Annotated in this window: 9 protein-coding genes; 8 read left to right on the top strand and 1 reads right to left on the bottom strand. The window is 59.6% G+C overall.

Annotated features, from left to right (window positions below):
• Positions 1-23 precede the first annotated feature (23 nt).
• The 8 genes from gspD (at position 24) to ACPEE1_RS04445 (ending at position 9,740) form a co-directional block, all read left to right on the top strand.
• A complete protein-coding gene (gene gspD / locus ACPEE1_RS04410) occupies positions 24-2,471 on the top strand; it encodes a type II secretion system secretin GspD (RefSeq protein WP_423935342.1) in 2,448 nt (815 codons plus the stop codon).
• Positions 2,471-2,914, top strand: coding sequence for a hypothetical protein (locus tag ACPEE1_RS04415; RefSeq protein ID WP_133248161.1), 444 nt, complete (start codon positions 2,471-2,473; stop codon positions 2,912-2,914). The genes gspD and ACPEE1_RS04415 overlap by 1 nt, the downstream gene beginning before the upstream one ends.
• A 178-nt stretch (positions 2,915-3,092) precedes the next feature.
• Positions 3,093-4,607: a cell surface protein gene (locus ACPEE1_RS04420; protein WP_423935344.1), complete on the top strand. Its 1,515-nt coding sequence runs from the start codon at positions 3,093-3,095 to the stop codon at positions 4,605-4,607.
• Between the two features lie 178 nt (positions 4,608-4,785).
• The gene (locus ACPEE1_RS04425; protein WP_165841201.1) at positions 4,786-5,667 is read left to right on the top strand and encodes a peptidylprolyl isomerase; all 882 of its coding nucleotides are present in this window, start codon (positions 4,786-4,788) and stop codon (positions 5,665-5,667) included.
• An 89-nt stretch (positions 5,668-5,756) separates the two neighbouring features.
• Positions 5,757-6,557 (top strand): ABC transporter permease, encoded by an 801-nt coding sequence (locus tag ACPEE1_RS04430; RefSeq protein ID WP_182343687.1) that lies wholly within the window; start codon positions 5,757-5,759, stop codon positions 6,555-6,557.
• Positions 6,558-6,568: 11 nt separating this feature from the next.
• The gene (locus ACPEE1_RS04435; RefSeq protein ID WP_423935347.1) at positions 6,569-7,876 is read left to right on the top strand and encodes an ABC transporter ATP-binding protein; all 1,308 of its coding nucleotides are present in this window, start codon (positions 6,569-6,571) and stop codon (positions 7,874-7,876) included.
• A gap of 86 nt (positions 7,877-7,962) precedes the next feature.
• Complete coding sequence (locus ACPEE1_RS04440; RefSeq protein ID WP_116926364.1) at positions 7,963-8,859, top strand: class I SAM-dependent methyltransferase; 897 nt, start codon at positions 7,963-7,965, stop codon at positions 8,857-8,859.
• Between the two features lie 14 nt (positions 8,860-8,873).
• Positions 8,874-9,740 carry a class I SAM-dependent methyltransferase gene (locus ACPEE1_RS04445; RefSeq protein WP_182345874.1) on the top strand — a complete coding sequence of 289 codons (867 nt, stop codon included), beginning with the start codon at positions 8,874-8,876 and terminating at the stop codon, positions 9,738-9,740.
• A gap of 1,218 nt (positions 9,741-10,958) precedes the next feature.
• Here ACPEE1_RS04445 and ACPEE1_RS04450 read toward each other — a convergent pair.
• Positions 10,959-12,989, bottom strand: coding sequence for a glycosyltransferase family 2 protein (locus ACPEE1_RS04450; protein ID WP_423935349.1), 2,031 nt, complete (start codon positions 12,987-12,989; stop codon positions 10,959-10,961).
• Positions 12,990-13,023: the final 34 nt, after the last annotated feature.

Here is a 13,023-nt window from a genome sequence, read left to right on the forward strand (position 1 = left end):
AGATAGATCCTAGGGTTAGAACCATGAAGTCTCCCGTATTTTTCAAGACTGCACTGATGGTCGCACTGGGCCAGATGGGCATGCTGCTGCCGCTCCATGCGCAAACCGCTGCGCCGCAGCCGTCTGCCCCGCCTGCAGCACAAGCAGGTGCTCAGCTGCCGGTACTGCAAGCGCCCAATATCATGATCAGCCCCAAGAAGGGCGGCGATGATGAGGAGGAGTCGACCGAGCCGCGCGTGATGCGTGGCACGGACAAACTGCTCAATATCGACAAGTCCGCTCCCGTTGCCGCCGGCGCACCCGTCAGCTTCCGCTTTGAGGAAGCACCAGTGGCCGAGGTGGTTCGCACCGTACTGGGCGATATCCTCAAGATCGACTATGTGATGCATCCGCCGCTGCAGGGCACGGTGACCTTGACGACCCCGAAGCCGATCGACCCGGACAAGGCAGTCTTCCTACTGGAAGCGGCACTGCAGGCCAACGGCCTGGCGATGGTGCGCGATGCCCGCGGCACCTACCAGGTGGGCAAGCCCGAAGTACTGCGCAGCCTGGTGGGCAATGTGCGCATGGCCGGCGCTCCCGGCAGCATGGCGCCCGGCTATGGCGTGATCGTGGTGCCGCTGCAGTACATTGGCGCCACGGAGATGTCCAATATCCTCAAGCCCATCATCCCGGCAGAGGCCCTCATCAAGGTGGACACCGTGCGCAATGTGCTGATCATGCAAGGCACGCGGACCCAGTCCGAAGGCTGGATGGAGATGGTCAAGACCTTTGATGTGGACCTGCTCAAGGGAATGTCGGTGGGCATCTATCCGCTCAAGCACGCCTCGATTGAAGAAGTCAGTGCGGCGCTGCAAATGGTAAATGGCGGCGGTGGCCAGGCTGTCCAGGGACAAGGTTCAGGCGGTACTGCTGGCATTGCGGGTGGCCCTACGAGCGCTGCCGCCGCACGCCGCCCCGGCCAGGCGACTGGCGCCGCTGCCAGTGGGGGAGGCAATAACCAGCTGAGCGGCAATGCGGCCGCCGCTGCCGCACTGCTGACCTCGCTGGGCGACTCCAACCCGCTGTTTGGTGCGCTGCGCGTGCTGCCCATTCCGCGCCTCAATGCGCTGATGGTGATCACGCCGCGTGCCTCCTATCTGGACGAAGCCGAACGCTGGATTCGTCGCCTGGATGTGCCAGGTTACGGCGGCAGCGAGCCCGAGCTCTATGTCTACCGCGTGCAAAACGGCAATGCCAAATACCTGGCGCAGGTGCTCAATGGCATCTTTGGTGGCCAGCAGGGTGCTAGCGGCAATATGACTTCTGGGGTTGCGCCAGGTCTGAACGGCATCAATAACAATAACAATAACCGTATCGGCGGGTTCAACAACTTTGGCAGCACCTCCGGTTTTTCTTCTGGATTCGGCAATAGCGGCAATGCCAACCGATTTGGCAATACCGGAAACGCCCAGCAACAAGGCGGTACACCGACCATCACGGCCACCGCGATTGGCGATATCCGTGTAGTGGCCGATGAATTCAACAACACCATCCTGGTCTGGGCCACCGGCTCGCAGTTCCGCAAGATTGAGGCATCGCTCAAGCGCTTGGATGTGGCGCCTATCCAGGTGTTGATTGAGGCCAGCATCATTGAGGTGTCGCTCAATGACAACTTGCAATATGGTGTGGAGTGGTTGTTCCGCAATAGCGGCCTTGGCGGCAGCGGCCGCAACTATTCCGGGATTGGCAATTTGGGCGGCTTGTCGGCAACCGGCGCCAGTGCCAACAATGGCGCGGTGGCTGGGACCTTCACCTATTCGCTGTTCAGTGGTGACAACATTGCCGCACGTTTGAGCGCTATTGCAGGCCAGACACAGGTGAAGATGCTGTCCAGCCCGTCGGTGATGGTGATGGACAACCACCCTGCAACCATCTCGGTTGGTGAGCAGGTCCCTGTCAAGGTCAGCAGCTACATCACCACCAACAGCTACTTGTCGGACAACTACCAGCTCAAGGATACGGGGGTGATCCTGAATGTCACGCCTTCGGTCAATTCCGGCAATATGGTCAGTTTGCTGATCGACCAGTCGGTCATCGATACCGCCGGCCTCGACACCGCGTCGCAACAGACCAAGTTCTCCAACCGCCAACTGACCAGCAAGCTGGCGGTGCGTTCTGGTGAGTCGATCGTCATGGGCGGCTTGATCAAAGACCAGAATGAAGATATCAACTCGGGCATTCCTTTGTTGAAGGACATTCCTATCATCGGCAAAGCCTTCAGCTCCACCACCAGAAACTCCAGGCGCACGGAACTTCTGCTAGTGATGACGCCTCGTGTGGTACGTACCGATGTGGATGTCCGTGAGGTCAGCGAAGAGCTGCGTGACCGCCTGCGTGGCTTGAACGACGACGACCTGTTGATACGTGCCAACAATGCTCCCGCCCCTGCATCCCGTGTTGCCCCTGTGCAGCCTGCGCAGGCACAGTAATGAACTCTGTTGTAAAGATATTGAAAATGACCTCTAACGTGATGATTCAGTCTGCGAAAGTTTTGTTTGCAATCGGAGCCGCCGCGGCCGTAGTGGGCTGTGCGAGCTTGCAGCCTGCAACGCCTGAAGAGGTTGTCGCCAAAAACGCGTTGGCTTTTACCAACGCCCGGATCCAAGGGGACCATGCGGCCGCCTATGCCTATACCAATGCGGCATACCAAAAGGCGCGCACGCTGGAGCAATACAAGAAGGCCTTTCCCGGCACTTTTGCGCAATCCGCCGAGATCCATGATGTCAAGTGCGACGCGGAAAAGTGCGATGTGGGTGTCAATTTGAAGGTCAAACCGCCGCTGATCGGGAAAAATCTGGGTACCATTGATATGTATTCGAAGCAAACTTGGTTGCTCGAAGACGGTCAGTGGCGACTCTATCTGGAGCCCTGAGCCCATTGCCAAGCTCAGTGGGCCGCCTGGAATGCGATGATTGTTGTAAATACTCAACAGGCACTGCAAAAAAACAGGGCGCTTGCTTTGCAAACCGCGGAAGCGCTATGCTATTATTTCTTAGCGTAAACAATCGTGGTAGTTGCGCTGACTAACTTTTTTTAACTGGAGTGTGTTTATGAAGAAAAATGTTCTGGCTCTGAGCATTGCTGCCATGATTGGCGGTTTTGCTGGTGCTGCTTCCGCTCAAACTTTCACTGCCCCTACGGCAACCAAGTTCGAGCAGTCCGAAGGCGGCGTGGGTCACATTTTGGTGGTTCCTTACTTCACCACGCAAAATGACAACATGTCCGTGTTCCACGTTGTGAACACCGATACCACCAACGGCAAGGCTCTGAAGGTTCGTTTCCGTGGCGCTGCCAACTCTGACGATATCTTGGACTTTACCGTGTTCCTGTCGCCTTACGACGTGTGGACCGGTTCGGTGCAAGCTGATGCCAATGGTTCGTACTTCATGACGGCTGACAACAGCTGCACGTACCCCAACATCCACGGTCAAAAGGTCAGCTTCGTGCAAGACCGTCTGGCCAATGGCTGGACCGCCGAAAAGCGTGTGAACAACACGAAGGAAGGCTACGTCGAAATCCTGAACATGGCTGACGTGAAGCCAGGTTCCGATCTGTTCAAGACCATCAAGCACGCTGCCAACGGCGCGCCTGCTTGCGCTGACTCGGTGCTGGAGCGTACCCTGGCGATCAACCCAACGACCGAATCGGCCGCTGCAACCCTGGGTTACGACACGCCTACCGGCCAACTGACCGGCGACTGGTACATCCTGAACGTGGCCCAAACCACCACGTTCTCCGGTGCTGCTACCGCTATCAAGGCTGTGGACGACGCAGGTGCAAACGCTCGCGGCAAGTTCGTGGCATTCCCACAGGACAACCAGTCCACCGGCCTGAACAACGATCTGTACACTGCTGATCCATTGTTCAAGACCACTGGTGCTGTGTTTGCTGACAACAGCCCAGCAGTCAACTTGGTTGCTGCTGTGAACTATGACTTCCCAGATCTGTCTACCCCTTACCTGACCTCCACCGCAACGCCTGAACAGCAAGCTTCGCTGCTGACCCAAGCAGTGGCTAACACCGGTGTGTCTAACCAGTTCGCTACCGATACCCTGATCCAAGCGAAGACTGACTGGGTTCTGTCCATGCCTACCCGTCGTTACAGCGTTGGTGCAAACTACGCTGCTACGGACGCTAAGCAATACCGCGTGTTCAATCCACTGGTTGTGACCGCTGGCGGCGCCCGATTCTTCGATGCTGGCTCCACCACTGTTGATACCGATGGCAACATCTGCGTGACCACCACCAGCAACACCTTCTACGACCGTGAAGAATCTTCCGTGCGTAACGGCGCTGTGATCTCTCCCGGCACTGCCAAGATCATTTCGCTGTGCGGTGAAGTGAACGTGTTGGCATTCAAGGACACCGGCACTTCCGTGCTGGGCGCTACGGTGGCTCGTCAGACCGCTGCTGTGACCTACGAAAACGGTTGGGGCCAAGTGAACTACACCCGTCCGCTGCCAGTGGTGGGTTCCTCGTTCATCAAGCTGACCAACTCCGGTGGCGCAGCTAACGGCTTCAGCGGTACCTACGGTATCACCTGGCCACACCGTTTCTCCAAGTAATTCACGCTTTGGCCGTAAGGCCTTAGTTTGAAGTACTGAGAGAATCAGTCAAAGGGCAGAGAGCAATCTCTGCCCTTTTTACATTTTTGGAATATTTGTCCCATCCAGAGCACAGCGAGATTCAGCTTGATTTGTTATGCTGCTTCTTTTGCCAGTAGGACTGTGAATGCGTAACCGTATGTTTTTTGCCCCTGTGGGCATCGTGTTGAGTGTGTTGGCCATGACGGCCTCGGCGGCCTCCAGCGACAGCCCTGTGCTGGTATCGGGCGTGCCCGGCGCTGAGGTGAAGGTGGTTGACATCCAGGCGGAAGCACAGCGCTTGCCAGCAGAGATGCGTGATTCATTTTTGGCCAACAAGGACGGCGTGCAGCAGATGGTGCATGCTCTCTTTGTGCGCCGTGCCATGGCAGCCCATGCGCGTTCTGTGGGTGTGGCAGATGACCCCCAGGTGGCCGCCGCCGCGCGCATTGCTGCGGACAAGGTGATCTCGGATGCCTATCTGGCCAAATTCAATGCCCAACACGCGCCTGATCCGAAGTTGATCGAGGCGCAGATCAAGGCGCACTACGCTGCTAACAAGGACAGCATGGCGACGCCTGAAGAGGTGCATCTGGCACATATCCTGGTCAAGGGCAAGACGGATGCCGCCAAGCAAAAGGCAGAGAAGCTGCTGGCTGAAGCGAAGGCTGGTGCAGATTTTGCGCAGCTGGCCAAGGACAACTCTGAAGACCCTGGCAGCGCTGCACGTGGCGGTGATCTGGGGTTCATCGCCCGCGGCCGGATGGTGCCCGAGTTTGAGAAGGCCGGCTTTGCGCTGAGCAAGCCCGGCGAGTTCGCTCCTGTGGTGGAGAGCCAATTTGGCTACCATGTGATCAAGTTCATCGAGCGCAAGCCCGCGGTGCAGAAGACCTTTGAAGAAGCGCGCCCAGAACTGGAGAAGCAATTCACGCAAAAGGCCTTGCAGGCTGCGCGCGAGGCTGAAGTCGAGAAGGTCACCAGCAAGGCCAAGTTTGATGAAAAAGCCTTGGAAGCGTTCTTGGCGCAATATAAGGCAAAATAATCGCTAGTCACTGCCGATGGGGCAAGGAGGAGGCTGAAATGGCCTTCTCCTTTTTTCATGGGCGCTTTGTCTTTCAATATCGAACTTTGATGCGCACCTTTCTGCACAGTATCCAAGAGGTCTGGAACGCCCGCGCGCTGATCGGCGTGATGACACGCCGCGAGGTGGCGGCACGCCATGCCGGCACCGCGCTGGGCGTCATCTGGCCCTATCTGCAGCCGCTGCTGTCCGTGGCGGCCTACTACCTGGTGTTCGACATCGTGTTCGCGATGCGGCTGGGAGAGGGTGCATCCAGCCATGCGGTTGGCACCTTCCTGATTGTGGGTGCGCTGCCCTGGATGGCGTTTTGCGATGCGGTCTCGCGGGGCATGGGCAGCTTGCTGGAGGCAGGCTCCATCCTGCAGAAGAACCCGCTGCCACCGGTGCTGTTCCCGGTGCGCTCGGTGCTGGCCAGCTCCTGGATCTTCGGGCCGCTGATGCTGCTGCTGGCGCTGTGCTATATCCCCGTGCACCATCTGCAGTGGGGGGTGCTTGCCTTGCTGCCGCTGATGGCGATGCAGCTGCTGATGACCTTGCTGCTGTCCTATGCGCTGGCGATCTTTGCCGCCGCCCTGCGCGACACCGTGCAGCTGGTGGGTTTTGCATTGTCGGTGGGTATCTACCTGACCCCCATCCTGTTTCCGATTACGATGTTTCCGCAGGGCTGGCGCTGGCTGCTGTGGCTTAACCCGATGGCGTCCTATGTGATGGGCTACCAGTCGGCACTGTTGCAAGGCCAGTGGCCGGAAATGCAGGTCTGGGTGGTGAGCGCGGTGTGGATTGCACTGCTTGCCGTGGTGGTGAATGTGCTGGTGCGGCGCAGCCGTGACCAGCTGGTGGACTGGCTATGACGGGCGTGCAGATGGCAAAGACGCAAGAGGCTCCTGCGGTGCTGGTGGTCAAGAATCTGGGCAAGGAATACAAGCTCTACGACTCACCGCGCCAGCGCGTCAAGGCGCTGCTGACGGGTCGGGCCATGCACCGCAGCCACTGGGCGCTGCGCGATGTCAGCTTCAGTCTGGGGCGCGGCCAGTGCATTGGCGTGGTGGGCGACAACGGCGCGGGCAAAAGCTCGCTGCTCAAGCTGCTGGCCGGCACCATGCAGCCGTCTACAGGTTCCATTGAGCGCTCGGGCCGCATCACCGCCATTCTGGAGTTGGGCGCTGGCTTTCATCCCGATTTCAGCGGCCGCGACAACCTGTATTTTGCCGGCAGCCTGATTGGCATCGGCCAGGAGGAGATGCGCAAGCTCGAACCCGAGATCATTGCATTCTCGGAGCTGCAGGATGCGATCGACCGGCCCGTCAAAACCTATTCCTCCGGCATGAATGTGCGCCTGGCCTTTGCGCTTGTCACTGCCGTGCAGCCCGATGTGCTGATCGTCGATGAGGCGCTGGCCGTGGGTGACCAGAGCTTTCAGAAAAAATGCATCGAGCGCATTCTGGACTTTCGCCAAAAGGGCTGCACCATCCTCTTTTGCTCGCACAGCCCCTACCATATTCGCCATCTCTGCGATGCCGCACTGTGGCTGGAGCAGGGCCAGGTGCAGATGTTTGGCGAGACCGAAGCGGTGCTGGCTGCCTACGATGTTCGCACCCGCCAAAAGCGGGAGGAAAAGGACCAGTTGCAGTGGGGCGATGATGTGGCAGCTGCGGTGCCGGATGCGCTGGCCGATGTGGCCGCCGCAGCCGTCGCTACAGAGCCCATCGACCCGCTGGATACGCCATATGCGGTACAGCCGCCATCGCAGCCCAAGTCCGAAGAGGCAGGCAACGCCTGCATTCTGTCGGTCGATATTGCGAACCTGGGCCCGGGCGATCCCCCGGTGCTGCAAGGGCAGGACCTGGTCGTCACGATCAAGGCGCGCGGCAATGGCGCCGAGCAGCCCAATATTGGCTTCATGATCGAGCAGAACAAGGGCGTAGGCATTGCCTGCCTGGCGACGCATGAGGAAGACGCTGTGCCCGTGCAGTTGGCCGATGGCAGCTGGCAATCGGTGCTGAGCTTTCCGGATCTGCCCTTGCACAGCGGTGACTATGTGGTCAGCGCCTTTTTGTTCGATGGCTCGGGCCTGGCGGTCTACGACCAATGGTTCCAATACACCGTCTTCCGCTTTATCTACCCCAAGCCTCTGCCTGGACTGGTACGATTGCCCCACCACTGGGGCTGAGGCTGCGTGCAACTGCGCGTGCGGCTTGAACCCCAGCCAACGAGAGCGCCAGCATCCGCGCTGGCGCGCTCATCGCCCCCAGATTTATGACCACGAATTCTCCTTCTGCGACCAGTCAGGGCCAGCAGCTGCTGGCCGATGCACAGCTGATGCTGGCACATGGCAATTTTGAAGCGGCCTCGGGCCTGCTGCTGCGCGCCCGTGCCGAAAAAGACACGATGCTGGCAGCGCATGCGCTGATCGAGCAGCACGGGCTGACCGGCTCATTCCGCAACATCTTCGGCCTGGACTGCACGATTTCCTCGGCCGATGATATTTTTGGCTTCTTTGCCGGCCACGCCAGCAGCAGCAACCCGCTGCGCGATTACCTGGCCGATGGCTGGCGTACCTTGGCCGAGCTGATGACGGTGATGGAGCGGGTCGGCCAGCCGTTGGTGCAGAGCCAGCATTTTCTGGAGTTTGCCAGCGGCCATGGCCGCTTTACCCGCCATCTGGCCCATCTGCTGGGGCCGGACAAGGTGACGGTGTCGGATGTAGTGCCCGATGCGGTGGACTTCGCGCAGCGCACCTTTGGCGTGCAGGGCTTTGTCTCGGCCAGCGTCCCTGAGCAGTTGGTGGCGCCGCGCCAGTACGACACGGTCTTTGTGCTGTCGCTGTTCAGCCACCTGCCGCGCAGCACCTGGGGCCGCTGGCTGCAGGTGTTGTACAGCGTGGTGGCGCCGGGAGGCATTCTGGTGTTCAGCACGCACGGTATCAAGGCGGCGCGGTTTGACAGCGTGCCGCTCGACGACGAGGGATTTTTCTTTGCGCCGTCGAGCGAGTCAAACGCGATCGACCCGAACGAGTACGGCACGGCCTTTACGACCGAAGCCTTTGTGCGCGCCCGCATTGCCGAGACCGTGGGCGCCGACAAGCTCGAGTATTTCTCGCCCGTGCAGTTCTGGAACCACCAGGATGTGTACGTGCTGCGAAAGCCATCATGAACCGCGGAAGCCGTATGCGCCGCCTGGCGCAATTGCGTGAAAAGCGGTTGGGCTTGCCTGACTTTGACGACAGCCGAATTACCGACGAGTGGTTCCGCTCCCACTTCCACTACGCATCCGATGTGGTGGCACAGTGGCTCAGCCCGGTGATGGATCTGAGTGCGGCCCGCCTGCTGCAGTTTGGCTGCGGCGATGGCATCACCGATCTGGCCTTGGTGCTGCGCCATGGCGCGGGCGCCATCCACGGCATCGATGTACGCCAGGAATACGCCAAGCTGCCCCGCATTGCGCAGGATCAACTGGGCATGCAACGCATTCCGGCGGCGCTGAGTTTTCAGACCATCACGCCCAGCGCGCCGCTGGCGGGCCAGGCGCCGCTCTACGACGGCATCATGAGCTGGTCGACCTTTGAGCATGTGCAGCGCGACCAGCTGCTGCCCATCTTGAAAGACCTGCTGGCCTGCCTCAAGCCGGGCGGGCATTTCTTCTTGCAGATCGAGCCGCTGTTCTACTCGGCCTTTGGCTCACACCTGCGCCGCTATGACGATGTGGCTTGGCACCACTTGCTGGTGGACGAAGATGCGCTCTGGAAGGTCATTGAAGCCTACGACGGCGAACTCAGCCCCGATGAGGTGGACTTTGGCTTTGCCGATTTTGGGCCGGAGGGCTACAAGCGCTTTGTGTTCAAGGAATACCAGGAGCTCAACCGCCTGACCGCCGATGAACTGGTAGCGCTGGCCCAGGAGGCGGGCTTTACGGTGGCGCGCGAGGAGCGCCGCCACTATGAACCGGGGCCCGTGCCCGAGGCCTTGCTGGCGCAGTACCCGCGTGAGGTGTTGACCAACAACGAGATCTTTTTGCTGCTGCAGCGCCCCGCTTGATCGCCAGCCTGCCGCCCACTAGGTGTAGATTTGCCATACGTTGTTTACGCCAAGTCTAGATACGTGGGCATCCCCCATACCCAGACCGGTCCCGTTGAACAAGCTATTGAAACATCACACCTAGAGCGGGTTAGAACTGATCTGTTGCCTAGCCAATGCAACCGCTGCGCTATGCGTGCAATCTAGCAGCATCTCGTGACAATTCCACAAGGTTTTGTAAGGTTCGAGTAGGTATTATCTAATAGCATTAATCTATGTAAAGACGACTTTTCATTCGCTCATGGAGGGATAGCTATGAGAAATTTAGTAGCGCTTACAGCACTATTTAGTGCAGCGGCTGCAAATGCTGCGGATGCAGGATCTGTGGACCATGCCGATGCAAGGGCATCTTGGGGTTGGGCATGCACCTCGGAGCTGCCAAACTACCAAGGAGTGATTCACGCGTACCGAGCAGATGGCCTCTTCTTAGGGGTGCTTGAAGCGAACCATCCGCGAGAACAAGCCGTGGCAAATCTCTGCGGCGGCAATGGGAATCATGGATTCGGAGGCGACTTTATCTATGATGCGAGCAAGCTAGATGGCAGAAGATACGATATTAATTTGTATTTTATTCGCGCAGATGGATCTCACTTCGAAGTCTCAGGCTCACCAGTGAGGAATGTCCAGTTTGGGAATCCGCCGCCTCCTCCGCCTCCGCCACCACCTCCTCCACCCCCACCACCGCCACCCAGTCCACCATATGTGGTTGTTGAGGGTTGCAATATCCAACGGCCTGGACCAGGTTGGGCTGCGATCGCATGGGGTGGCAGCCCTCCACCATCCGCAAACTGTCCACCACCAAATTCCTTCGGAGTGCAGACTTATATGAAGTACAGAAATTTCAATGTATTTCCGGCATTCAGGCGAGGCACAATCATGACAACATGTGCTGGGCCTGTTCCGACAGGATGGACCGTAGCCAGCAATAGCAGATCTTCTTATATTTGCCGCCAGCCTGGCGGAACCGGTGCAAATGGATGGGAATGGGAAATCCGTAAAAACTGAGTTGAGTTCGCCTTCAAAACCATCTCATTAAACGTCACCTCACTGCTTGGACACTGCTCCAAACAGTGGGGATTTTATATGGCGAAATACGATGTGGGATACCCACACTCTCCCGGACCTGTTTGGCTTAACAGCCTACCGGAGCCTTACCTCGCCTTGTAGCGAGCATGAGGGTCATGCGTTGACGGTTGTAGGGTCTTCCTGCTGGATTGGCACCGAGACGCTGGCGCTGTAGCTCAGGCGCTGCATGCGCTGGCCCAGGCCGCTGCGGCTAAAGAGCCGACGGTTGATCGAGGCCTCACAATGCAGGGGCGTGCGCACCAGCCAGCAGGTATGGCGCACTTCAAATGCGGGGTGGAAGTACGGATCGCCCTGGTCCAGAAAATCGCGCCAGCGGCTGGCGAACAGTGCCGAGTCCTCGGGGTGCGGGTCATAGCCTTCGGCCTTGCCCCGGGTGATCGACTCATGGTGTACCAAGGTGGCCTGCGGGCAGTACAGCACGCGCCAGCCCAGCTGCAAGGTGCGCAGGCACAGGTCCACGTCGCCAAAGCCCACGGCCAGCTTTTCGTCATAGCCGTCGATGGCATCAAAGGTTTCCTTGCGCATCAAGAGACAGGCAGCGGTTACGGCCGATACCTCATGCGTGCTCACCAAACGGCCCATGAAGGCGATATCGACGCGGTCGGGCGGCAGCTTCAAAAACTTGCCATAGTGCTCGGCAATGCCGAAGGCCCCCACGCAGACACCGGCGTGCTGGATCGACGTGCGGTCGGGGTAGAGCAGCTGCGCGCCCACCATGCCGACGCTCGGGTCCTGGCACTGTGACAGCATGTGCTCCAGCCAGCCGCTCTCCAGCGCCTCGATGTCGTTGTTGCAGAACAGGTAGTGGCTATACGGCCGGGTCAGCTGGCGCACCGCCCAGTTGTTGATGGCCGAGAAATTGAAGGGGCCCTGGTAGCGCAGCACGGTGGCGGTGCCTTCTTGCTCCAGTTGCGCAAAGTAGTCGAGGCTGGCCTGCTCGGTCGATGCATGGTCGATCACGATCAGGTCATAGGCGGCATGCTGCACGGTGGCGCGGATGCTGTCCACACACTGGCGCACGAGGCTGCCGTAGTTCTTGGTCGGGATGATGATGGCCACGCGCTGGCCATCGGCGATCTGGTGCTGCGTCTCAAAGAAATTGAACGACACCCCGGGGGCCGAGCGCGCCGCCACGCCGCTGCGGTCCAGGTGGCGCTGCAGTACGGCGGTCGAGGTGCTCATCACCTGGGCCATCTTGTCGTGGCCGGCCGAGCCGGTGTGGGTGCGCCATTGGTAGAGGATCTCCGGCAAGTGCACGATGCGGCTGGCCGCTTCGCTGACCCTCAGGATCAGGTCGTAGTCCTGCGAGATGCCCAAGGTCTCGTCAAAGCCACCCAGGCTGCGCAGCAGCGCCGTGCGAAAGCCCACCATGTGCACGATATAGGGGTGGCTGCGCAGGTATTCGGGTGAGAAGGCCGGGCGGTGGAAGTACTGCAGCACCTCTTTGCCATCGGGGCTGACCAGCACTTCGTCCGAGTACAGCATGTCCGGGTCATCGGCCATGACGCTTTGCGCGACGCGGTAGATCGCCTGCGGCTGGAGCAGGTCGTCATGGTCGAGCAGCACCACAAACGGGGACGTGGCCAAGGCCAGCGCCCGGTTGCTGGCGTGTGATACGCCATGGTTGCTCTCGCCCAGGTGCAGCTTGATGCGCGGCTCTTGCGCGGCCAGCTCCTGCAGCATCTGGCGCACATGGGGCTTGGGCGATGCATCGTCGGCAATGCACAGCTCCCAGTGCGGGTAGATCTGGGCGCGTACCGAGTCGACCATCGCGGTGAGCATGGCCGGGTCGGTGTTGTAGGTGGGCACCAGGATGGAGATGCTGACGGGTTGCTTTAACGCGGCAATCTCGGCGCGCAGCACGGGCAGCACTTCGCTAGAGAGGCGCTGCTGGTAGTCCTGCCAGGCATCGGTAGGGGCGACGGGCACCGTCGGTGCATCGGGATGGCCCAGCGACAGCAGCTGGTGCTTGAGCATCTGGCTGCCGCCCGTGCGCCAGGCGCGCCAGAGCCTGCGGCTGTTGCTGCCCAACTGGCGTGGATCGGCGGCCAGCAGGTAGAGGCTGCGGCTGAGCTGGCGCAGCTTGTGGGGCAGCTTGCGCAAGGTAGAGAGAGTGGATGACAAGGAATGGCTCTTTGTTTTTGTAGCGGTGGCTGCT

The sequence above is a fragment of the Comamonas sp. 23 genome, from assembly GCF_049601575.1.
Lineage (GTDB): Bacteria > Pseudomonadota > Gammaproteobacteria > Burkholderiales > Burkholderiaceae_C > Comamonas > Comamonas squillarum.